This is a genomic window from Mycoplasmopsis bovigenitalium (assembly GCF_002356075.1).
Classification (GTDB): Bacteria; Bacillota_I; Bacilli_A; order Mycoplasmatales; family Metamycoplasmataceae; genus Mycoplasmopsis; species Mycoplasmopsis bovigenitalium_A.
This window is the reverse complement of the sequence record NZ_AP017902.1, coordinates 605,001-629,735: the sequence shown is the minus strand read 5'-3', so window position 1 is coordinate 629,735 and position 24,735 is coordinate 605,001. Positions and strand designations below refer to the sequence as shown.

The following is a 24,735-nucleotide window of genomic DNA, read 5'->3' as shown; positions in this document are numbered from 1 at the left end:
TCATTTTTTTTTTTTTTTTAGAGCACATAATTAAAAAAATTGTATTTATTTAATAATAAATAATGAAATATGAATAATAATAGATGTATTATATTACAGTAATTAAACCTACCACACGAAGGAGAGTAATATGTTCAAAAAAAATAAAATAATCGCACTATCATTATCTGCAACTGTATTAAGTGCAACTGCAACTGGTGTAATTGTTTATTTAGCTAATAGCGATTCAAGAAATAGTACTGATTATCGAACAACGGCTAGAGCTAGAAATAATTTGGTAGCTAAAGATAATTTAGATTTGACTAATACTTCGCCTTCAAATGCGGATTCAAACTTAAAAGAAAAACCTAAAAAAATCGAACCACCAAAGGTTGAGCCACCAAAAGAAACTAAACCAAAACCAATAGTTAAAGTTGAACCTCCAAAAGAAACTAAACCAGAACCCAAACCGGTTCCAAAACCAGAACCCAAGCCAGAACCAAAACCTCAACCAAAACCCATACTAAAAGAAGAAGAGACTAAACAAACAATAAAAGTTAATGGTGTTGAAGTATATGGTAATGTTAAACCATTAAAACCAAGAGACATTCCATCTTATGACAGTGAAAAAGGATTGTCAAGTGATTATATAAACCACACCGTTCCTGAAGTTTTAAGTATTGAAGTCACAGAAGAATTAATTAAAAAATCAATTAAAGATACAATTGGAACAGGTACAAAAGAGGGATTAAATTCAACTTGAGTTGTAAATATGGTTAGTGATGCATTAACTATACAAGATCCAGATGAACTTAATAAATTCATTAACCAAAATGCGGATTTCTGAAAAGAAAAATTCTATAAATGACAAAGATTGTTTGATTCTCCAAAAATTCGCAATTTCCTAAAAGAAGATAAAAAAACTGAATATGACGAGATGATTTCGCAAGGTAAATTCAAAGGTAAAGAACACAGATATTTATGAATTTATTCAAATCTTGATTGATCTAAATTAAACAAACTTTCTTCAAGTGCTCAAGAACAATTGAAAAAAGGTTATGTTCTTGATCCATCAAACTCATATATCAATGAAAATGGTGAATTAGATTCTCATGCTTATTCACCACCAGAAGGCCACAACGTAGTTATTGCGCGTAGAGTAAATGACAATAAAAATCGCCGTACATTTAGCTATGATAGTCCTTATGGTAGATCGCCAGATGATATAAGAGATGGTGTATATCCTGGATGAAAATCTGAAGATGTTACTTTAAGTGACCAACGCTTTAGCGGAATAGTTGAAGCAAATGATGGCTTTAAACTCGTTAAAATGCAACGAGAAAAGCCAAGTAATGAACCTGGCCAAATAAATGAAGGTCTAGTAGTTGAAATTGATGCTTCAAATTATTCTGGATACAATAAAACAATAAAATTACTTGAAAAAATTAAGTCTGAAAACATCAATGTTACAGCATTCAGAATCAAAAATATGGGTGAAAAAGATTCTGCACAAAGATTCAAACCTATTCTTGAAGCGCTTCCAAATGATATTCAACTACTTGAATTATATTTTAGTGATAAAGGTACAAACACTGGTTCATTAATAGCTCTCGAAAATAAAAACATTAAAGAATTATCACTATACACACTAGGTAACTCACTTAAAGAATCATGATCAATCAACCCTTGAGCAGTATATAAAACTAAATGAGTTAACACAAATGACTATAACGTAAGCTTTGGATATCAAAAAGGTGCGCCAATTGCAACTCGGATTACTTTTAATGCTTTAGCATTTGAAGAATCAGACATCAAAAAAGGCACAGCTAATGAATTTGAACGTATTAATGATGGTTTAAGAATGGCATACTATTCAAGAAATAACTGGCCATTTTTCCAAGGCGGATTTGGCCCTGGGCTAAATCCCGACCACAACGAAGGAAATAATAGTTACCCAACTGACCTTGACTTTAGTAGAGCGCCATCAATTAAAACATTACGTGGTTTAGTATTTCGCGATGCTTACAAATCATCTAACGCTCCAAGAAAAGTATGAACCGTAAAATTCTATAACAATAAATCTACATATGATATTGGTGATAAAGACCTAACCAATGCTGGTTTTGAGAATTTTGCGCCGCCAGCGCCAGGCAAAAATCCAAAAATTGTATTCTCAAACAACACTTCAACTTCTGGATTTAAAATCACAAGCAACGATCTTTCATCATCAGCTATCACTAATTTGCATACATTTATTAGATTAGTAAGAAATGGAAATTCAGGATTTGCAGGCACTGTAACTGTTGTTAATAACCCAACACTAGCTAATAAATTAAGATCTGCCGGCTTTACTGTTATTGAATCATCTGATACTAATGATGAGGAATTTAACTAGGAGGAATTATGAAAAAAACAAAATTAACACTATTTTTAACTAGTTCACTAAGTGCTTTTTCAACACTACTTTTTGCTGCGTCTTGTGTTAATAAAGCAAATCAACCAGAAAATGATCCTAAAAATGGCCAAAGCGGCACAAAGACAGGTAAGGAACAAGGCAGCACAAATCCTAGTTATGACTCAAATGACAAGGAACTAAATAAATTCAAGGAAAAATCATTTGACCAAGCATTTGATCTTAAAATTACTGATGAATACACAAAAGAAGCTAAAAATAAATCAGATGTTACAGCAGATACAATTACAAACAAATATCGCCAAATAGTGCAAATTAATGTTAAAAATGAATTTGCAAATTCCTTTGAAGCTAAATTAGAAAATGTTGAGGCTGAAAATGACCGAAACGCTACTGGAAAAGTAAAATTTATTATTTCAATTAAAAACAAAAAAAATAATAAATCTACTTATCAAACATATGAAATTAGCGGATTCAAAACAACTGAAATGGGCATTCTAGATAACGGACAATTGCCTCCGAGAAATGAGAAAAAAGTATCAGGCTCTGAATTAGACGAATATATTAAATTATCTCAACAACAAAGATATGAAAAAGACAACAAAGCATATGACGAGAGAGTAAAAAGAGCTTGAGAAAATAAACCAATTAGCACAATTCGACCTGATTTAAATTACACTGAAAATGCCGCTAAAAATTTCAATGAAATTGCAAAACAAGTGAATTTACCAACATATGAATCAGCCGCTTATAAAGGTTTTACATTACCAAAACTAAAAGAAAATGGTGAATTTGATGGTTTAACATTGTATAAACGCGGCACTACACCTAACTATAGTTCAGATATCGACTACCTTGGGGGTAGAGATAGATATAAATCAACTGGTTTAGCACGTATGTTGCCAAATGAAATGTATAAGCAAATTGCTTTAGAAACAGTAAGTGTCGATTTTAGTTGAAAAGATGAATTTACAAAAGAAATATCTGAAATTGATGAAGCCGTTAAAAATATCACAAATTGAAAACAATCACAAAATAAAACTGAATTTGATAAATATATTGAATCTTTTGTTGAAAACCAAGAAAAAGCTATCAAAGAATTAAAAATTGAGCAAGAGCGAAGTGTAGCGCGTGCACACCAACATGACAAGCAAGCCACAAAAGAAAAATATGATAGAGAAATAGAAAAACACCAAAAAGAAATTCAAGAATTAAAATCTTTAACATATGACCAGGCTATTGATATTTTGAATAAACAAAAGAAAGAATATGAGGACGAAAAAAAGAAACCTCACGATGAACGCAAAATGGGAAGACATTCATTTGGGACAATGTGAATAATGGACTATGAAATCCCTGAAGGAAACAAAAAATATCCAACAAAATGATATTTTGGTACTAACTCACACGTTGCAAAAATGGTTAAGGAATCCACTCTTGATGCAATGAGTATTACGTTCATCAATAATAAAGATGTTGGGTTAATGACAAAATTTAGAATTACAGGACTTGACAGCAACTTCACTAGAATTGGATGAAGTGGCCAAGAAATAAAAAATGCAGTAAGTAGAATTTTTGATGCAACTGATTATCTAAATTCTAAGCCAGCAAATTTTTTAAGTCCAGAAGATAAAACAAAATATAAAGATGTTGAAGAAATGATTGACTTTGCTGTGATTGAAGTTGATTTTGAGAAATTAGCAAGTCTAAAAACTGGTTCATGATCAAATATGAATGTTCCACCAGTTCCAGCAGATGCACAAGAACTTGCAAAAATGGTAACTAATGATTATTATTCAAGACCTGATGACAAAAAAATCAAATTCTTAAAAGAATCTTATTTAAAAAATCATAAACCTGCTGATTGAAGTTTAAAAGGTAAACAACCCGACCATGTTGATCAACTATTTGCTGTTGGTTATCCTTCATCAAAAGATGACTATTTCCTAAGACGTTATTATGATGATGACCAAATTTCTCAAAAACATTTATGACAAAGTTTATGAGTCAACTCAGATTATAGATTCTATGAGCCAGATGCGGTTCAAGAAGGTGGAAAACCATCATTTTCTGAAGAAAGACTAAAAAGCGGCAATTTTCTATCATATCAAATAGGTTTACGTTCATTTACAGATAAACCCGGAGTAAATGATGCTTTCATAGTAGCACCAATTAGAGGGCAAGATCTTTATGAAACATATGATGATCAAGGAAAACTTAAAAAATATTTCAACACTGGACTACAATACATGTTAAGACACTATACTCCAATTGGAGGGTCGTCAGGTTCAAGTGTTAGAAACCAAAGAAATGAAGTTATAGGAGCACATAGTACAATATATACTTTTGCTGGTACTGACTTTGTCGCCGCTTTAAGATCAGAGGGTTATGATTACAAGGGTGCTTTTGGTAAATATAACTTACCTCAATACGACTTAATTTATGGTGGTGGAAGAGACCAAAAAAACTCATATCTTGATTCATTAATGAAAAAATACAATAATGGCAAAACAATCAAAACTTGATTATTCCAAAACGGTGCAACTAAAGCAAATATTCCTAATGAATTCAAATTCAATAATGGTTCAAATGGGAGTTAATAATGACTAAAGTTGAATTAGAAAATAAGAAAATTTATGATGATTATGAAACTTTAGTTAGCAAACAAAAGCGAAATTGAATTTCGCGAGTTTACCAACTAATTGCTGGAATATGAATTTTTATAGCCGGAATAACACTATTATTTTTGGCAAAAAAAGCAATTTTAATCAACGATAAAGTACCTATTGAATTATTTTTCAATTTCACAGCAGAAAAATATAAAGAAGTAAACTTTGTTATTCTATTGCGTATTGCAATATTGTCAATTTTATTTGTTTATCCAATAAGCAAAATATTTACTGATTTATTTATCAATAAAGAAAAAATAGAATTCTATTTACCTTGATTTATTTGATATTTATTATCATCAATAACTGCTTTTGTTTTGTTTTTAGCATTTAGATCAATTGATGGAAAAAAAGTTATACACTTACTTTATTCATTTATACCTTTATATGTTTTTGACCTAACTTATGCTATTTTCGCCTACTACATTAAACGTAAATCAAGTCCTTTAACATCGGGAACAATTGCAAGTTTAGTAATAACTCAAGTTGCTAGAGCCTTGTTAGTAAGCGCTATATTAGCTATCTTCTTCATTTGAACAAATAGTTCACCAAAAGAAGCACAATTATTTTTACACTTTAACAAATTTAGTGACTGATTTAGGGAATTATTTAAAGTTAAAAAAACAGCGAATTTAGTAATAGTTATTGCACTATTTATTGGAGCTTCACTATTATTATTCTTCTCATATTGAGAAACAATTAACATAATTTCAAACAATAATTTAAATCGAGAATATTTAAAAAGCAAACTTTGATTCTCGTTAATTTTATTAGCTTCAATAGCAATTTGAATAATCCACATTTTTACAATTAAAATCAATAAAAATAGCTACTTTGATGAAAAAGTAGCATATTCGCCAAATTATCTGTATTTACTATTCATAATAGTGCCTCTAGTTGCGTTAGTTATTTATTTAACTATCAATTTAGTGACTATTTTTAGAACAAAAAATACATTAACAAACTCAATAATTTTTGGTTCATTATTAACCATTATTTGAATGTCATTTATGGTTTTAACATTCAATAACGATGATAATGCCATTAATTTAAGTGTGTTATTTATAACTGTTATAACAACAATTTTGTTGTTAGCAATTTATTTGAAAAATAATGCAACAATTTACAGATTTTCATTGATATTTTTAAACCTAATTATCTTGATTTCAATAATCATTATGTCAATTTTAGGTTTCGAAAGAATGATGCAAGCATCTAAAAATTACGCATTTAGTTATTTAAATTCAGATTTAAACTTAGTACAAATTTTTGCAGTTGTTCAATCAGTGCTTTCAATAGCAATTTTGGTTGGAGCATCAATTAAACTAATTATTGTGCTACACAAACTAAACAAAACACAAACAAAAAGGAGCTTAGAATATGAATAAGAGAATATCAAAAAAAGAACTAAAACAATTGAAATTAACAAATGAATTGCAAATTTTCAATATAAATTCTCAATATCAAAAATTAAAATCTAGCTCAAATTTTGTTTCATTTGAACAACTAAGTTCAAGTGTTTTACTAGCAATGGGGTTTGGATTAAATTCTGAACCATATCAAGTTTTTGTACAAGCCATCAATAATGCTGTTAAAGAAAAACACAATTTAGTTTTCAATAACTTCATAATATCTTTCGCACTTGACCCAAAATTTAGCAGTGAATTTTTATCACCATTGATTGTTAAAGAAGAACCTACAACATCTGAGTCATTAAACATGCGCATCAGTGGTAAAAGTGCTGAATTAAGTAGTTTTTTACAACGTTATAATTACGAATTATTTAAATTACTTGACGCAAAATTCTATGTCGAAGTAATCCCGTCAATAATTGTTTATATTTCGCCTGAAACTAAAACTTATAAGCTATTCTTCAACCATGAAATGTTAGCAAGAATCGAGAAATAAAATGCATTTCAAAAAGATTGAAGAAAAGAAAAAAAGCTTAGATAATATTTATTTACGTGTAAATAACGAAAAGAATATTCTATTAATTGAAATTATGAAATTAAGTAAAAAATTACATTTTTATGTCAAAAATGCCCTTAATAATAAACACTTAATTTCCCAATTAAAAACAGAATATAGTGTAAAAAATAAATTTATTCAGAATAGAAATATACTTAACAATGCTTTTTCACAAAAAATTAAATCATTTTTTGTTAAGCCAAAACAACTTTGAATTTATTTAACAGAAGAGCAAAAACACTCAACAGATTCATACACCAGATATGAACAAATGATGTTAAAAAACATCAAAAAAAATGAAGCCGAATTTATCTTAATTGGCGATCGAGCAATTGAATTTGGCAAAAATAATAAGCTTCAAATTATTCGCCAATACACTAGCGAACAACGTAATCAAAATCTAGAAAATGAACTAGCATTTTTAGTTAAATATCTTTATGCTGATGGCAATTATGAAAGTGTTCGTTTTGTAATTAGTTCAAACAAGAACTTTAAAGATGCTTTCACAATATTACCCCTTGAAAAGTTTGATGTCTACAAGTTTACAAACACTAACGAAGCAATTGAAAAGGTAAACATAAAGGATTATTTGATTTTTCCAGATTTACAATCATTTATAGATAGCGAAATCAATATATTTTTAACCAACTCAATTCACGCACTAATGATTGAATCATATTTCTACAACGCAAAAAACAAATTAATAACAACTAATCAAATCATCAAGCAACTTGATGAAGACATATTAAAATTGTCGAAAAAAATTATTAAATTTAAGCGTGAAAAAGAAATTGAAGATATCGTTATGTTTTTTAGAAAAAATAAAAAATCTAGTGAGGATGCCTAATGAATAAAAATGGAATTAATATTGAAATAAACTCAATAACTAACACTCCATTAGTTTTCAAAAATGCTATTCTATACTTCAATATCGAAGAATCAGACAACTGAAAAATGGTGAGTTCAAAATCATTAGCGAGTTATGAAAAAACTGTTCTAAAAATTCAAGATTTTGAAAGCAATAAAACTTATTATATTTTACTAAAAAACACAAATATGAATTGTGATGGTCAAAAAGCTACACTCAATACTTTTTCAAAAATCAAACTTTTTGTTAAGGCAAAAAAATCAGAAATAAAGAACAAATATAAAGCAAAATTAAAAGAAATTAGTCAAGAAATTTCCCACTTAAAAGCACTACAAAATATCGGGTTAAAATTAAACGAAATCGCACATCTTAATCAATTAAAAAATCAAGAATATGAGTTAAAAATCATTCATAATCTTTCTTTAGTTGAGTATGAAGGAGATATGAATGAGTAAAAATAAAATAATTTATTCACTTGGATTAATAACTTCGATAACAACTCCTTTAGCATTCGTTAGTGCACGTTTAGATGACCCTAAACCGCCGGCTGCTCCTGGAAATAATAAACCTGAGGAAAAACCAAAAACTACTGACCCTAATTTCTCTACTTTTAAAGAAAAAAACGACAAGAAAATTGCCGAAACTATTGATAAATCAATTGAGTTAATAACAAGTTTTTTAAAAGACCAAATATTAAAAAACAAATCTGATACAGAAACCGACTATCAAACTAGACTTTCGCGCCAAATTTACCTTGAAAAACTTCTTGAGTTTTACGAATCTAACAAAGAAAATATCAAAAAAGAACCAGATAAATACGGAATGTATATTACTTTCCCATATGTTCTTTCTAGAGAGAAAAATTATATAAATGGTAAAGTTGAATTTAATAACAAACAGTATGAAAACATTATTTACGGTAAGGGTGATGATAAATTAACTAAATATGACAGAGCAATTGACCCTTCAAAAATTAAAAAGGTTGCTGAAGAACTAAATATTGTTGATGAAAAACGTTTTGAATCTGCTATTGAAAAATATACTGGTTCATTACTTGAAGAAATTAAATCAATTGCACTTGACGATTCTGATATCTTAAAAATTGGCAAGGATTATGATTTTGTTAATAAAAAAGCAAATGTAGATGGTAAAGAACAAACTATTTTGACTGTTCAAAATCCTAAAGGATATAAAAATTGAGACGAATATATAATTGATAAGTTCAAAACTCGTTTTATCGAATTTGACCTTAGACAAAATCAAGAATTTATTATTGAGGAGCCTACCCCTACTCAACCACAAGATATTCCATATATTCCACCTCTAGTTCCAAACAAACCAGTTAAAGTGTTGCCAGTTGAAACAAAACTTGAATCACTGCCTATTTTAACACCTTTAGTCAGAGCAGAATATTCGACGAATTCAATTGAAAATCTAAACATTTTAGCAAGTCAAAAATTAAAAGATGTATTCTTTTTTAACAATCCAATCAATACAAAATATCAATATGAAGTTCAAGAAATAACTCAAAATAGCGCAAAAGTTGCTATCTATGACAAAGAAAAACCTAACTTGAAACGTACATATATTACTGATTTTAGTTTAGAAAGCAATCAAGACCCTTACAAACAAGAGATTTTGTATAACCAAATTAAAGCTATTAATGATATTGCACTTAAATTTTATGATTCACTTGGTTTAGATGAAAACTTAAAATATGAAAAATTAGCTAACCAAGTCCTAATCAATACTGTTTTTGGGCTAGTTGATCAATTTACCAAGACAATTTATTCATTAAACTACATCATCTATCAAAATGAACGAATTGAAAAATTAACCAAAGAATATAAAAATAACAAAATTTCAATAGATGAAGCATACAGAGATTCTGCTAATACATTTTTAACTGCCATTGCTTCTTCAAAATTTAATGGTGTAGGTTCTTGAAATGCTGTTCCTAATGCATATAACCACTTAATCAATGTTTATAAAGTTGATGTTTTAAGACAAAATAAAGACGTTATCTTCAAAAATATTGAAAATATGAAGCAATATGCAGAAAAGATTAATTCTGACCAATTACAATATAATTCCAATACAATTGAGCAATTTGTAGATGTTATAAATAAACGTATTCACAAACTTAAAGCTGTGGCTACTGTTAATAATTACACAATCAATGAATGATTCAATGGCTATGTAAAATTAATAGAAAAAATTAAAGAAAATTTCCTAACAATGCGAACATTGGCGCAACCTAAAGAAATAAATGATGACAAATCAGCAATTGAATTTGATTTAGCTTATAAAAAAGCACAAGAAGAAATAAATCAGCAAAACAAGAGCGTTCATAAAGTTCAAGAAATATTTGGTATCTCAATTGCAGTAATTGGTTCACTATTAATTTTATTAACAATAATATTAGCTCTTGTAAACATTAAAAAATCTAAAAAATACAAATTAAAAACCTTATACGCTGTTTTAACTTCATTATCATTATCACTAATCATAATTGGATCTATACTGATCTTTATATAGGAGGAAATTATGAAAAAGACAACTAATAAAATTAGTAAAACCCCAATTGTTTCATCAATATTTGATTATATGATTGAGGTGACTGGAAATTTTAATTATTCGCAAAAACAAATGTTTAGCATAGTTGGTAAACCTCACATTCAATTAATTCTAATTAGCGCAACTACTGAAAAGGCAATCTTGCTATCAAATGACCAAGGTGGCAATATCTCAATTGGCGATCAATTAGAATTATTAAACTCAAACTACAATGTTTATACTTCAGACATTTACTTTGGAAAAGTAATTGATGTCTCAGGAAATGTAATTTTACCAACTCCAACTAAAAAACCTGAATTTGCTCAACACCAACAATCAACACAAATATTTAAATTAGCACACGATTTAATGACAGTTAAAACTCTAAATGAACAGCTTTACACAGGTATAACTTCAATAGACTTATTAATTCCAATTGGTAAGGGTCAACGTGAATTAATTATTGGTGACCGTCAAACCGGAAAAACTCACATCGCATTAAATACAATTATTAACCAAGCAAAAAATAATGTTAAATGTATTTATGTAGCAATTGGTCAAAAAAGAGAACAAATTGCCAATATTTATTCAACTCTTGAAAAATATGATGCATTAAAAAATACAATTATTATTGATGCATTTGCAACATCAACATACGACCAATACTTAGCTCCATATGTAGGAATGGCTCATGCTGAAAATCTTTCATATGAAAATGATGTTCTTATTGTTTTTGATGATTTAACAAAACATGCAAACATAATTAGAGAAATGGCGCTTCTTTCAGATGCGCCAGTTGGTAAAGAGGCCATGCCAGGCGACATATTCTTTGCTCACTCACAATTTCTTGAAAGAGCAGGTAGCTTTGTCGGACGTAAGACTATTACTGCACTGCCAATATTACAAACTATTGATGGCGACATTACTTCACTAATTTCATCAAACGTTATTTCAATTACTGATGGTCAAATTGTTACTAGTGCCGATTTATTCTCTGCTGGTAAATTGCCTGCTATTAATATTGATTTATCAGTATCAAGAACTGGTTCAAGCGTTCAAAACAGAACAATAACTCAAGTTGCTGGTGAAATTGGAAAAATTTACAGAAAATACAAACGTCATTTAAAATTAGCAACACTTGATTATGACTTCAACGCGGAAACTTCTGCACTATTAAACAAAGGGAAAATGATTGATAAATTATTCTCGCAAAGAGGTTATTCATTATATTCACATAGTTTTATAATGCTAAGTTCAAAAATCATTTCATGAAACTTGTTTAAAGGCGTGACCGACCACCAAAAAGCTATGAATTATTTAAATTACATTATCAACACTAATTTTGAAGCTAAAGGTGCTTATGAAAACATTATTAGTGGCAAAGATTATGATGATTCAATTACTAAAAACTTTTTTGCTTTCGCACTGCAACAATACTCAAATTATCTAGGGCTTGATTGAAATATTCAAGTAGAAAATAAATTTATAGAGTTCCCAAAAAACTACTTAGAAAAAGTAGCTATTGAGTTAGGAGATAAATAATGACTGGTAAAATTTTGCAATTTAATTCAGATGTTTTAGATATTGAATTTTCACCTTCTGAATTGCCAAAAGTTAATCAATTATTAACCTTACATGACTCAAAAACGTATCTTTTGGTAAAAAGAGTAGTATCTGATACAGTAGTAAAAGCAATCGTAATTTATACTGCACAGCCTATTGCACTTAATGATAAAGTAACCAACACAAATAAAAGTTTTATGGTTCCTGTTGGCGTTAATTCAAAGAATAATATTTATAGTTTTGAAGGTAAACCGCTACTTAAATCAACAATTACTCCAAAATATGTTGAGATGAACTCTACAATTAATCACAACAAATTTATTAATACAAATACTGAGATAATTCAAACTGGTATTAAAGCTATTGACTTTTTCATTCCAATTGTTAAGGGTTATAAAATCGGTATTTTTGGTGGTGCTGGGGTTGGTAAAACTGTTTTAATGAAAGAAATCATTTTCAACGTAAATAACAACAGTAAGCAAACAAGTAACATTTTCATTGGTTCAGGTGAGCGTTCACGTGAAGGTATTGAACTTTACAATGAATTAAAAGAATCAAATTTATTGCAAAATTCAATTATGTTTATTTCTAAAATGAACGAATCACCTGGGGCTAGAATGTCAATTGTACCAATCGGTATTACAGCTGCTGAATACTTAAGAGACCAAGATAAAGAAGATGTCTTATTATTTATTGACAATATTTATCGTTTTGTTCAAGCAGAAAATGAAGTTAGTTCATCATTAGGTAAAAAACCTTCTGTTGGAGGTTATCAATCAACTCTTGAAAGCGATGTTGCTAATGTTCAACACCGTTTATTCAAAAACGAAAATGGGGCTATTACTTCGTTCCAAACAATGTTCTTACCAATGGATGATTTATCAGACCCATCAGCAGTTGCGGTTTTCAACCACTTAGATGGTAATTTAGTACTTTCTCGTGCACAAACAGCTAAAAATATTTTCCCTGCCTTTGACCCACTTGCTAGTCAATCAAACTCAGTCAATGAAAATATTATTGGTAAGCGTCACTTTGATGCAATAATTGAAACCAAAAAAATTCTTAAAACATATAAAGATCTTGAAGATGTTATTCTAATCTTAGGATTTGACGAACTTGATGATGAAAGTAAAACAATAGTTAAAAAAGCATTACAATTGGAAAACTTCTTTACTCAAAACTTCTTCATGACTGAACACTTTACAAAGTCTCCTGGTCAATTTGTTAAAATTGAGGATACAGTTGAGAGTGTTTGAAAAATTCTTAATGGTGAATACATTAAACAAAGTCCAGAAATCTTTTCATATGTTGGATCAGCATTAGATATTCCAACTGATAAAGAATTAGGTCTATAATTTACCAATATATTCATTTTACTATTCAAAAAGATAAAAAAAATCAAGCCAGAATTATGATAATCGGCTTGATTTTTTAAATTATTTTTTAAAAAAGAAAATAAAAAAAGCAGCTCCCTATTTTCCCATCTCTGGTATCGTCGGCACTACAAGGCTTAACTACTGAGTTCGGAATGGATTCAGGTGATCCCTTGCGCTATAACCACTGGTAATATCTTATCATTATTTTTTAAAACACAAAATATTTTTTAAATTTTTTTTATATCATTTTTATTGATTTCTTTTCACTCACCAATTTTCAAATTTTCAGGCAATAATAAATTACCAAATTCAATTCTTTTTAGGTATATTACATTTAAATTAAAGTGTTTCATCATTCTTTTAACTTGGTGAAATTTGCCTTCATAAATAGTTAAAAAACATTTGTTTTCACCAATATATTCAAATAAATATTTTTTAACTACAAAATCACCAATGTTTATTGGTAGATTATATTTTTCAATATCAAAATCAATGTTTTTATCAACTTCAATATAGTATTTTTTAGCTACGTGTTTTGATGGTTTCAAAACACTGTTACTAAATTCACCATCATTTGTAATAATTAATAATCCTTCAGTATCTTTATCTAATCTTCCAACACTAAAATATTTATTAGGATTTAAGTCTATTAAATCAAAAATAGTTTTATGCTTGGGATCATAATTAGCGCAAATATAACCTGCGGGTTTATTTAGTAAAAAGTATCTATGTTCTTGAAATTCAACAATTTTTCCATCATAAAAAACTTTTTCTTTTTCAATGTCAACATTGATACTTTTAAAAATCAAAGTTCCATTCACACTAATTTTGCCATCTTTAATGTCTTTTTTTATTTCGCTTCGCGATTTATTAATAATGCTTGATAAATATTTCTCTATTCTCATATTTAACTCGTATAAATCTTATTTACAAAGTCTTTAAATGCTTGTGTATGTTTTTTGTTTATAGCAATGTAAAAACCCTTAACAGATGAATGAATATAGTTAATGTGTTTTGGATTGAATTTAAATTCGCGAACTTTTTCAATATTTTTTTCTATGATATTGGCTTGGTCATCATATACAAATTTCCCACTTTCAATTTTAATAGGGAAAAATATTTTAGCATTTTCAACATTATTAATATTGGGGGTTAGTAAATTTGGAATTTCACTAGTGTAAATCAAAATGTTTTCTTTAAAAAAATCTTTGTTAAAAAAGCTAGAAATTTTAAAGATGTGCACATTATTTTTAGTTATTTCTAAATCAGCATCCTCATCAAACCCTGTATCATCAACAGTTTTATATTCTTCGTAAAAAATATAACCATTTAAAATATTAGATGCTTGCAAGTCATTATCAATAAAAATTTGCTTGTTATTAATTTTGCTACTATTATAAAAATCAATAAAATGATAAATTTTTAACTCATCTCGTTTATTATTTGTTTCTACTTCTTTATTTTCTATTTTGTTTTCATCTTCAATGGGTTTTTGATTATTTTTGCACGAAATAGTAATGAAAGGAATTGACAATAACGGAATTAAGTTTAATTTAAATTTCAAAATGGCCTCCATAACATAGTTATTGAATGATTAAAATACAAAAAAAGAAAATAAAAAAAGCAGCTCCCTATTTTCCCATCTCTGGTATCGTCGGCACTACAAGGCTTAACTACTGAGTTCGGAATGGATTCAGGTGATCCCTTGCGCTATAACCACTAGAAATATAATACACTAAATTTAAATGAACGAAAGAAAAAAAATAAATTTATTTTATTCATTTTTAAAGTATACCGAGCCAAGTAAAAAGTCAGTTCATTTTAGCTGCCATCTTCATAAATTAATTATGATTTTTGATAATCACGCGAAATAATAAACAAAAATTTCAATGAACTTTTGAATTGTTTTTAAGCTCTTATTAAATATTGTATGCAAATTAAAATCCACCAATCTATGGCTTGGTGGATATATTTATTATTATTTTATGGATTAAGTTTGACTGTTTTAACATTATCACTTACTAATTTTTTGACAAAATCAGTTCTAATGTTGCCATCAAAGCCATTTTTATAATCACCATGCCCCTCCATTAAGGCAACTGCATTAGAAAATGTATCAGCATATGTAGCATCCTTGGTAAAAAGATAATTTATACCAATCAAATTAAAACTTGAATCAATTACCATTGAACCAGAAGAACCCGGACCTAAAATATTGTGTCTTCGTTCATATGGAGCATATGTGTAAAGCTGTGAATGTTGAGTCAAAATGGTTTTAGCCATTCCGTGTTCGCCTTGAATGAATGGGGAGGTATATTTCTTGTAATTATCTAAATGAGAATTCCAATCTTTGTTTTCATTTTCGTCATATTTAACTCATAATGATTGAAATACGTCTTTATTCACTACACGATTTTGTGTATTAATTACACCACCTGTTGACTTATTATATTTGAATGAGAAAGATGAAGAACCAGTATAGTTTTGATTAAAGTTCTCATCAACATTTATTGGATAACCGCCATAGAATTGAGTTTTAATTGGGTGAAATAATTCATTTTTTCCAAGGCCAATATATCAATCTTTTTCTTTTTCAGGCTCATAATCTAAAATGTATTCTAACTTAGGCAGGATATTTTTCAATGCGGATTTATGAATTTTTAAACGTAAAATAACAAAATCCGCTCCAGCATTTTTTGTTCCGCCAATTCTTGAAGTTTGATCATAAACTTCAAGATGTTTTTTACCTGTTTCAGCATCAATATCTCAAAAACCATCTGCATAATAACGAGGTGTGTAATATGGAGCTATTAAGTATTGTTCATAGGCTTTTGCGATTGGAAAGTATTGGCCATTTTCAGAATTAACAAAGTTATTACCTTTTAAACTTCTAGTTTGATTACCACGGGTACCGTAGAAGTAACCGCCTTGTCTAGGGATCTTATCTTGATTAATTGGGCTGAACCCACCATTTCACTGACTGGCATTTGGTTTATTTGAATCAGCGCTAAAGTACAATGATTTGTCAAAAATTCTTCGCAAACTAAATACGTGAATATTTGTAGCCACTAAAAATTCGTAATAGCCTTCCTTTTCTGCTTCAGGGTTGATAACTCTATCAACAACCCACATAGTGCCGCTTTCATTTTTATATTGAACACCGTTATCTCTTTCAAAGAAGTCTCTATCTCAGCCCATTGCATATCAACTAAACATAAATGATCTATCATAAATATAATTGTAAAAATCATCATTATTTTTAAGATTATTTGCATTCTCTTTATTTATGTTAATTAAAAATTTTTCACCTGTAGAATTTTCAATTAATAAATCAATTGTTCCTTTTTCATCATCGAAATTTGCTCTAATGTTCTTTATATTAGCTATTTGCAAATGTTTAGAAATTGATTCTAAACTTGCATAATAAAGAAATTGACTTAAATTTGACGGTAAAAATCCAAAAGTATTTTTAGCAATTAAATCATTAATTATTTGTGATTTATCAATATTTTTTGCCGATAATTTGTCATTATCAGCAAATGTAGGTAGATAAACTTGCTTTACCATACCATTTATCGATAAAGATCTATTATAAAATTCTACCTTTTGGCGTTCATTTTCACCGTAATTGCCATAAACACCAATTTTATTTGTATAATCTCAAAATTTATCTGACACATTTTTATCAAATGCATTGGTAAAATCTACAGGATTACCATAATTGCCAGATTTTAGGAAATTATTTAGCCCTAAAATTGCATCATTATAGCTTTTAGTCATTTTATAAACTTGATTTGGAGTATTTTTTTGCAAATCTTTAACAGAAAGAAAATGACTGTCTTTATTTGAAATTAAAACACGAGGATTTTCTTTTTTAATAGGTTTTGTAGTTTCATTTGAATTATTGGGCTGAGCAGGTTTGCTTGAATTATTTGAACCAGTATTTGGGATTGTTGGTTCTGGATCTTTTGAATTGTTTGGGTTTTGATTTTTATTATTATCTTGATCTATATTTCCTGAATTATCTTGGTCACCATTTATGTTATTAGTTGGCGGAGTGCCTTCATGAGGGTTTATTCCTGGGGTAGATGGAACTGGATCATTAGTTGAACCAGCACTTTTATTAGGATCATTTAGTGGAGCAATGTCAATATTGCCAACTTTGGGATTTGTTTCTTTGATTTTAAATCCATCAATTTGTATGACTTTTGTATGAACTTTGTTTGGATTTGTTTTTGATACTAATTTAATTGAAATGTTTGCTAAATTTTTTGAATTATCACGCGAAATTGATATTTTTTTAACATTAACTGCATCATTATTTAATTCATAAATAATGTCTTGTTCTTTTAGATCTTCTAAATAAATATTTTGTTTATTTTTAACATTAACCTTTATATCAATATTAGTCCAAATGATGTTGCTCTCTGTCTGTTGTTTTGTACACGATGTTGCAATAATTGCTGGTGAAATAATTGAAAAAGCAAATAACGGTAGTTTTAATTTCATTTTTCCTCCAAATTTATATTTAATATAGCACTTTTTAAAAAATAAAAAAATGACTTGCGTCATTTCGGTCAAATAAATGAAATGGTACGTCCTAGAGGATTCGAACCTCTGACCCAATGGTTAAAAGCCATTTGCTCTACCTGCTGAGCTAAGGACGCATTTTTCGTGGCATAAGCCATATGGTACCCAGAACTGGACTTGAACCAGCACGGTGTTACCACCGAGGGATTTTAAGTCCCTTGCGTCTACCTATTCCGCCACCTGGGCAACTTTAAAATTGCTACTTAATTATAAGGTATTTTAATTTTATGTAAAACATTTTTTTATTTTTTTATATCGGTTGTTTTTTATAAAAATGGAAAAATAAATTGATTTTTGCTAGCAAATTATTGTTTTTTTAATTTATTAAAATTTTAAAGAAATAAAATGTTTTTTCTTTGTAGTATTTGTTTTAATGCTATTATTAATAAGTATCTTTTTCAACAAGATACACAGTGTTATCCTTTTTTAATATCTTAATTTATTTTTTATACGTGTAACAGCCTATTTTAGGTTGTTTTTTATTATTTTGATAAAACTATTCATTAATTTCATTGAAGAATTAGTGGTTTTTTTCAATAAAAAATATGCCTGCGCGGGCATATTTTTAGTCTTCATCATTATTTTGGATATTACGTGTTTTAATAACTTGATCAGCAATATTTTTTGGAGTTTTTTCATAGTGATCAAACTGCATTTGGTAGTTACCACGACCAGCAGTCATACTACGTAAATCAGTTGCATAACCAAACATTTCTTTTAATGGTACGTGTGCTCTAATAATGTGTGCGCCATCGTTTCTTGTTTCGTTATTAACGATTTGCCCTCTTCTACGAGTTAAATCACCCATAACATCACCAAAGTAATCTTCAGGAATAACACAAGCTACATCCATGATTGGTTCAAGTAAAACTGTTCCAAGTTGGTCTTTAGCTTTTGTTAATGCTTTAGACGCAGCAATTTTGTAAGCCATTTCTGAAGAGTCGACATCGTGGTATGAACCATCAAATAAGGTAGCTTTAATATCAATCATTGGATATCCAGCTAAAATACCACTTGCCATTTTGTCTTCAAGACCTTTTTGAATAGATTTAATGTATTCTTTTGGAATTTTACCACCAACAATTTTGTCAACAAATTCAAAACCTTTGTCTTTGTTTGGTTCGAATTTGATTCATACGTGACCATATTGACCTTTACCACCAGATTGTTTAATGTGTTTACCTTCAACCTCAGCTTCTTTTGTAATAGTTTCACGGTATGAAACTTGAGGAGCACCAACTTTTGCTTTAACACCATGTTCACGTTTTAAACGGTCAACAATAATGTCTAGGTGTAGCTCACCCATACCCGCAATAATTGTTTGTCCTGTTTCTTCATCTGTGTAGGTTCTAAATGTAGGGTCTTCAGCAGCTAGTTTTTGTAAACCTAACGCCAATTTTTCCATTGCATCTTTTGATTCTGGTTCAAGTGCTTGTGAAATAACTGGTTCTGGGAAAACCATTCTTTCTAGAATAATTTTTGGTGCCTTTTCAGCAACAAGTGTATCACCAGTTGTTGTTCCTTTAAGACCAACTAATGCACCGATATCACCTGCGTAACATTCATCGATTTCTTCACGTGAGTTAGCATGCATTTTAATAATACGACCAATACGTTCTTTTACATCTTTTGTTGTGTTGTAAACGTATGTACCTTTTTTAAGCACACCTGCATAAGTACGGAAGAATGTTAATGAACCAACAAATGGGTCGGTCATAACTTTGAAAGCTAACGCAACAAAGTCATGATCGTCAGTTGCTGGAACAGAAACTTCTTGTTCACCTAAATACCCTTTAATTGCAGGGATATCAAGTGGTGAAGGTAGATAATCAACTGCAGCTTGAATCATTTTTTTAACACCTTTGTTTTTGAAACTAGTTCCACAAACACAAGGGAAAAATGTTGAAGTTAGAGTAGCTTTACGAATCATTGATTTTAGTTCTTCTTCTGTTGGTTCAATACCTTCAAGAAGTTTCATCATAAATTCATCATCGTAAGTTGAAACAGCATCAATTAGCATTGCTCTTCTTTCTTTAGCAACTTCTAAGTATTCTGCTGGAATATCAGTAATTTCTGGGTTTTCTTCTGGTTTACCATCGTAAATGTATGCTTTCATTTCTACTAGGTCAATAATACCAGTAAAGTTTGATTCAGCTCCAATTGGAACTTGAATAGCAACTGCGTTACCATTTAATCTTGATTTAACAGAGTCAACAGACATAAAGAAGTCTGCGCCCATTTTATCCATTTTATTTACATAAACAATTCTTGGAACTTTGTAGTTTGTAGCTTGTCTTCAAACTGTTTCAGTTTGAGGTTCAACACCACTTTGTGCGTCAAGCACTGTAACAGCACCATCTAAAACACGAAGTGAACGTTCAACCTCAACAGTAAAGTCAACGTGACCAGGGGTGTCAATAATATTAATTCGAGTACCTTTTCAAAATGCTGTTGTAGCAGCTGAAGTAATGGTAATTCCACGTTCTTGTTCTTGAGCCATTCAGTCCATTTGTGAAGCACCATCGTGTGTTTCACCTAATTTGTGAATTTTACCTGTGTGAAGAAGGATTCTTTCAGTTGTGGTAGTTTTACCTGCATCAATGTGAGCCATAATACCGATGTTACGGTAATTTTTTAAATCATATTCTCTTGCCATTTTAAATTCCTATTATCATCTAAAGTGAGCAAAAGCACGGTTGGCTTCAGCCATTTTGTGAGTATCCTCACGTTTTTTGATTGCTCCACCTGTTTTGTTTGATGCATCAATAATTTCGTTTGCTAAACGAACGTCCATTGTTTTTTCGTTTCTTAGGCGTGAATATTGTACTAATCATCTTAGTGATAGTGTTTGTTTTCTACGCGCAGAAACTTCTGTTGGGACTTGGTAGTTTGTACCACCAATTCTTCTTGTTCTAATTTCTAGTTGAGGAGTAATGTTTTCAATGGCAGCTTGGAAAACTTCCATTGGGTCTTTGTTTGTTTTTTCTTTTACAATGTTAAAGGCTGAATAAAGAATGTCTTGTGCTACAGATTTTTTACCATCTAGCATAATTGAGTTAATCAATTTAGTAACTAGAACAGAGTTAAAAATTGGGTCAGCTAGAACTTCTCTAACAGGAGCTTTGTGTTTTCTTGACATAATATTTCTCTCTTTCCTTAATTTATTATTTAGTTACTTGATTTCTCTTTTTTGGTTCCGTATAGACTTCTTCCTTGTTTACGGTTGTTTACACCGGCCAAGTCTTGTGTACCTCTAACGATATGGTATCTAACACCAGGTAGGTCTTTAACTCTACCTCCTCTGATTAGAACAACTGAGTGTTCTTGTAGGTTGTGGCCTTCACCGCCGATGTAGGCAGTAACTTCCATACCATTTGATAATTTAACACGAGCATATTTACGCATAGCTGAGTTAGGTTTTTTAGGAGTCATAGTTGCAACACGTGTACAAACACCACGTTTAAAAGGAGCTGATTCTTTACGGCTTGCCTTTGTAAGTGTGTTGTAGCTTAAGTTCAACGCAGGAGCGTTTTGTTTACGAACTTTTTGCACTCTACCACTGCTAACTAATTGGTTTGTTGTTGGCATTTTATTTTCCTTTCTAATGTTTTTTGCAAAATATTGCTTTTAAAATACTTGCTTATTATATAACAACTCACCCGTGTGTTTATAATTTTTTTAAAAATTTTTTTTGACTAATACAACTATAAAAAAGTTGTTTTAGTAAACAAGAAATAAAAAAGTCAAAAAAATTTTAAGAATAATTATTAAATAACGCAAAAAAATCACTGTCAATATTAGCAATAAATAAAGTCAATAGTTTAAAAAATACTAATCAAATATCACTATAACTTAATAGGGGGTAATGAAAAAATCATTAGTATCAATCATATTTATACCTTACATTTTAAGACTTAAATTTTATGTAATATTCAACGGAATTTATATTTATTTAATTATTTTTAAATTAAAGTTTATTTTGCAATCAATATAATTTAAAAAAATATAAAATAATTTTATTATGCGTAGCAAAACTAGATCATTACAAGTGCAGAGTCCAAATGAATTTGTTTTAGATATTGATCAAACTTTATTTCAAAATGAAATATATAATTTGCTTAAAAACAATTTACTTGCCGATAATTTGTCTCTAATAAAAATTGACTCCAAAAAATATATTGAATATAAATATAAAAATAATAAATATATAATTTTCGCAAAGTCAGTCTCATATCTAGGTCGTCCTCACCCACTCGATAAGAAAAGAATTCAAATATCTAAACATTTTAAATCAATTTATACAGCAAAAAAATATTCAAATTACATTTTTATTATTCTAGGGGTGTATAAATATAATGATAGTGTTGTTTTTAGTGTGTTTGAACCAACTCAATACTTTAAAAGAATGTCAAATAATTCATCAGCTCATGTGAATACAGATGACATAAGCTTTTGCCTCGAAAAAGGTGAGTACTTTAGAAAAGATAAAAATGGTAATGAAATAAGGTTTTATAATCGCACTAATATATTTAAAATTTTTGAACCACATAATATATACACTAAAAATTCAGCAGTAAATTATGAATGATTTGATGAATTATTAATTGATTTACCAATAAAAACTGAAATAAATGTTATGGATGCAGTTAGAGAAATGAAACAAAACAATTTTAAACACTGAAAACAAAGCGAATGACCAGGATTTTACTTAGAATTTTTACTAAAAAAAGAACTATTAAAACGACAATTAAAAGGTTTGAAATATTTAGATGATGATAACATTAATAAAAATCATGATAATTTAGACTTTGATTTTTTCTTTGAAGATGAGCAATTTTTTGCAGACGTTAAATCAAGCGATATTAATGAAACAAAAACAATCGGAAATGATCTTGAAAATGTTAAACGTGCCTTAGAAAAATATAAAAAGTTTTGATATATAATTTTTGAACACAAAACAGTAAAAGATTATAAATTACCTGAAGAGTTTAAACTTGTCAAAGAATGAAACAAATTAAAAAACAAGGAAAAATTAAATTCTTATGAGAAAAAACTTAAAAATTCAGTTACTTATGAAAATGTTTTAATAGTTGAGTATACATTGGATAATTTTGAAGCAAACCATGATATTTACAATCAGGGACACCAACCTGACGGAAGTAAAAGAAAGCCAAAAATCCTGATAAATAAGAAAAATGAAAACATAATAATATTTAAGAAAAAGATATAAATGTCAAACTTTTGTATTACACTTTGATATAATGAATTTATAAGGAGGAAATATGTCAAAAGGTTTTAAATTCATTGATTTATTTTCAGGTATCGGTGGTTTTCACCTTGCTATGTCTCAATTAGGTGGTGAATGTGTATTTTCGGCCGAAATTGACAAAAACTGCGTCGAGGTATATGAAAAAAATTTTAAAATTAACTCTGCAAATGATGTGACCAAAATAAACGCATCAGATATCCCAGCACATGATGTTTTGTGCGCCGGTTTTCCTTGCCAAGCTTTTTCAAAAGCTGGCAAACAAGGGGGAATAAACGATACAAGAGGAACTTTGTTTTATGATATTGCAAGAATTTTGAAACATCATAAAACTAAATACATAATTCTCGAAAATGTTCGAAACTTAGTATCACATGATAAAGGTAATACTTGAAAAACTATCAAAAACACGTTAATATCTCTTGGATATAGATTACCACAACAACCAATTGTCCTTTCTCCGCATCATTTTGGTGTCCCCCAGTTTAGAGAAAGGGTTTATATTTTAGGAATTTACGACCCCGAAAATATAAATTTACCATTAAATATCGATTTACCAAATCTATTAAATAAGGAAGATAATACAATCGATTCTATATTATCATTGTCAGATAAAATAGACAATAAGTACAATATCACCGATACAGAAAATAAAATACTTAATATATGAAATGAATTTTATAAAAATGTAATAAAAAAAACAATTGGTTTTCCCGTGTGAGTTGACTTTTTTAAATTAAATAGTATTGATCCTTCTCTTCCAAAATGAAAACAAAATATTATTGAAAAAAATATTGATTTGTATAAAAAAAATCAGTATTTCATTGATGAATGATTAAAAAAGTACAATAACCTATCAGAATTTTCGAGTACTCAAAGAAAATTTGAATGACAAGCAGGTGATACAATAAATGATATATGGCAGGGAGTTATTCAATTTAGACCATCAGGGATCAGAGTAAAAAAACCAGATGTATTTTCAACATTAGTAGCATTGGTCCAAACTCAAATCATAGGAAAATTTAAAAGAAGGCTTACCCCAAGAGAAGCGGCTAGACTTCAATCATTTCCCGAGAATTATATTTTTAGTTCTAAAGATTCTGTTACCTATAAACAACTCGGAAACAGCGTCAATGTTCGCATACTTTTTGAGTTAGGAATTAGATTATTTGAGAATGTATTTGTAAATGATATTTATATATCAAGTAAAGAACAATTAGTTAATTTTGCATTATCTCTGTTAGAAAAAGTAAAGATTAAGAATAACTATTCAGACGCAACAATAGCTGACCTCTTAGGTATGTCAAGGCAAGCGTTTAAAACAATTAAAGATAGAGGTACTTTTGGGTTAGACTTAATTTTTAAAATATTAACACTTGTGGATGGCACTATAAAATTACAATTATCTTCAAATTTATAAAACAAAACTTGCAAAATATTTTTTTACATTTGGGGCTAATATCAATATAATTTCCACAATAGATCAA

At 29.1% G+C, this 24,735-nt stretch carries 17 protein-coding genes, 2 tRNA genes and 2 rRNA genes; 11 read left to right on the top strand and 10 right to left on the bottom strand.

The genetic code is table 4. The annotated features are described in order from the left end of the window. Positions 1 to 130: 130 nt before the first annotated feature. From MBVG596_RS02730 to MBVG596_RS02690, 9 genes are read left to right on the top strand one after another with little or no spacing between them, the layout of a single operon-like run. Positions 131 to 2,374 (top strand): putative immunoglobulin-blocking virulence protein, encoded by a 2,244-nt coding sequence (locus MBVG596_RS02730; protein WP_172412431.1) that lies wholly within the window; start codon positions 131 to 133, stop codon positions 2,372 to 2,374. 8 nt (positions 2,375 to 2,382) lie between these two features. Beyond that, positions 2,383 to 4,992, top strand: coding sequence for an Ig-specific serine endopeptidase MIP (gene mip, locus MBVG596_RS02725; RefSeq protein WP_096386921.1), 2,610 nt, complete (start codon positions 2,383 to 2,385; stop codon positions 4,990 to 4,992). 2 nt (positions 4,993 to 4,994) lie between these two features. Continuing rightward, positions 4,995 to 6,449 carry an MSC_0624 family F1-like ATPase-associated membrane protein gene (locus tag MBVG596_RS02720; protein ID WP_096386918.1) on the top strand — a complete coding sequence of 485 codons (1,455 nt, stop codon included), beginning with the start codon at positions 4,995 to 4,997 and terminating at the stop codon, positions 6,447 to 6,449. Continuing rightward, positions 6,442 to 6,969 carry an MSC_0623 family F1-like ATPase-associated protein gene (locus MBVG596_RS02715; protein ID WP_096386915.1) on the top strand — a complete coding sequence of 176 codons (528 nt, stop codon included), beginning with the start codon at positions 6,442 to 6,444 and terminating at the stop codon, positions 6,967 to 6,969. The genes MBVG596_RS02720 and MBVG596_RS02715 overlap by 8 nt, the downstream gene beginning before the upstream one ends. Position 6,970: 1 nt before the next feature. After that, positions 6,971 to 7,876 carry an MSC_0622 family F1-like ATPase gamma subunit gene (locus tag MBVG596_RS02710; RefSeq protein ID WP_096386912.1) on the top strand — a complete coding sequence of 302 codons (906 nt, stop codon included), beginning with the start codon at positions 6,971 to 6,973 and terminating at the stop codon, positions 7,874 to 7,876. Beyond that, entirely contained in the window at positions 7,876 to 8,352 is a 477-nt protein-coding gene (locus MBVG596_RS02705) for an MSC_0621 family F1-like ATPase epsilon subunit (protein ID WP_096386909.1), read from the top strand. Before MBVG596_RS02710 ends, MBVG596_RS02705 begins: the two co-directional genes overlap by 1 nt. Further along, the gene (locus tag MBVG596_RS02700) at positions 8,345 to 10,435 is read left to right on the top strand and encodes an MSC_0620 family F1-like ATPase-associated subunit (RefSeq protein ID WP_096386906.1); all 2,091 of its coding nucleotides are present in this window, start codon (positions 8,345 to 8,347) and stop codon (positions 10,433 to 10,435) included. The genes MBVG596_RS02705 and MBVG596_RS02700 overlap by 8 nt, the downstream gene beginning before the upstream one ends. Positions 10,436 to 10,444: 9 nt before the next feature. Beyond that, positions 10,445 to 11,995 (top strand): MSC_0619 family F1-like ATPase alpha subunit, encoded by a 1,551-nt coding sequence (locus MBVG596_RS02695; protein WP_096386903.1) that lies wholly within the window; start codon positions 10,445 to 10,447, stop codon positions 11,993 to 11,995. Beyond that, positions 11,995 to 13,371, top strand: a complete 1,377-nt coding sequence (locus MBVG596_RS02690; protein ID WP_096386902.1) for an MSC_0618 family F1-like ATPase beta subunit — start codon at positions 11,995 to 11,997, stop codon at positions 13,369 to 13,371. Before MBVG596_RS02695 ends, MBVG596_RS02690 begins: the two co-directional genes overlap by 1 nt. Positions 13,372 to 13,475: 104 nt before the next feature. Here MBVG596_RS02690 and rrf (MBVG596_RS02685) read toward each other — a convergent pair. The 10 genes from rrf (MBVG596_RS02685) to rpsL form a co-directional block, all read right to left on the bottom strand. Beyond that, positions 13,476 to 13,581 (bottom strand): 5S ribosomal RNA (gene rrf, locus MBVG596_RS02685). Positions 13,582 to 13,619: 38 nt separating this feature from the next. Beyond that, complete coding sequence (locus tag MBVG596_RS02680) at positions 13,620 to 14,297, bottom strand: pseudouridine synthase (RefSeq protein ID WP_225247164.1); 678 nt, start codon at positions 14,295 to 14,297, stop codon at positions 13,620 to 13,622. A gap of 2 nt (positions 14,298 to 14,299) precedes the next feature. Beyond that, positions 14,300 to 14,956 carry a hypothetical protein gene (locus tag MBVG596_RS02675; RefSeq protein ID WP_096386896.1) on the bottom strand — a complete coding sequence of 219 codons (657 nt, stop codon included), beginning with the start codon at positions 14,954 to 14,956 and terminating at the stop codon, positions 14,300 to 14,302. A gap of 54 nt (positions 14,957 to 15,010) precedes the next feature. Continuing rightward, positions 15,011 to 15,116: ribosomal RNA gene (gene rrf, locus MBVG596_RS02670) — 5S ribosomal RNA — on the bottom strand. Positions 15,117 to 15,375: 259 nt separating this feature from the next. After that, complete coding sequence (locus MBVG596_RS02665; protein WP_172412430.1) at positions 15,376 to 17,901, bottom strand: MAG2960 family serine endopeptidase lipoprotein; 2,526 nt, start codon at positions 17,899 to 17,901, stop codon at positions 15,376 to 15,378. Between the two features lie 82 nt (positions 17,902 to 17,983). Next, positions 17,984 to 18,059, bottom strand: a tRNA-Lys gene (locus MBVG596_RS02660). A 22-nt stretch (positions 18,060 to 18,081) separates the two neighbouring features. Beyond that, a tRNA-Leu gene (locus MBVG596_RS02655) sits at positions 18,082 to 18,168 on the bottom strand. A 379-nt stretch (positions 18,169 to 18,547) separates the two neighbouring features. Continuing rightward, the gene (gene fusA, locus MBVG596_RS02650; protein WP_096386889.1) at positions 18,548 to 20,638 is read right to left on the bottom strand and encodes an elongation factor G; all 2,091 of its coding nucleotides are present in this window, start codon (positions 20,636 to 20,638) and stop codon (positions 18,548 to 18,550) included. 12 nt (positions 20,639 to 20,650) lie between these two features. Further along, on the bottom strand, positions 20,651 to 21,121 hold the full coding sequence (gene rpsG, locus MBVG596_RS02645; RefSeq protein ID WP_004421313.1) for a 30S ribosomal protein S7: 471 nt from the start codon (positions 21,119 to 21,121) through the stop codon (positions 20,651 to 20,653). Between the two features lie 29 nt (positions 21,122 to 21,150). Continuing rightward, positions 21,151 to 21,570: a 30S ribosomal protein S12 gene (rpsL, locus tag MBVG596_RS02640; protein WP_004421309.1), complete on the bottom strand. Its 420-nt coding sequence runs from the start codon at positions 21,568 to 21,570 to the stop codon at positions 21,151 to 21,153. 433 nt (positions 21,571 to 22,003) lie between these two features. On the opposite strand from rpsL, the gene MBVG596_RS02635 reads away from it, so the two are divergent. Both MBVG596_RS02635 and MBVG596_RS02630 read left to right on the top strand, forming a co-directional pair. Next, positions 22,004 to 23,212: a hypothetical protein gene (locus MBVG596_RS02635; protein WP_096386886.1), complete on the top strand. Its 1,209-nt coding sequence runs from the start codon at positions 22,004 to 22,006 to the stop codon at positions 23,210 to 23,212. Between the two features lie 52 nt (positions 23,213 to 23,264). Beyond that, positions 23,265 to 24,668 (top strand): DNA cytosine methyltransferase, encoded by a 1,404-nt coding sequence (locus MBVG596_RS02630; protein ID WP_096386883.1) that lies wholly within the window; start codon positions 23,265 to 23,267, stop codon positions 24,666 to 24,668. Positions 24,669 to 24,735: the final 67 nt, after the last annotated feature.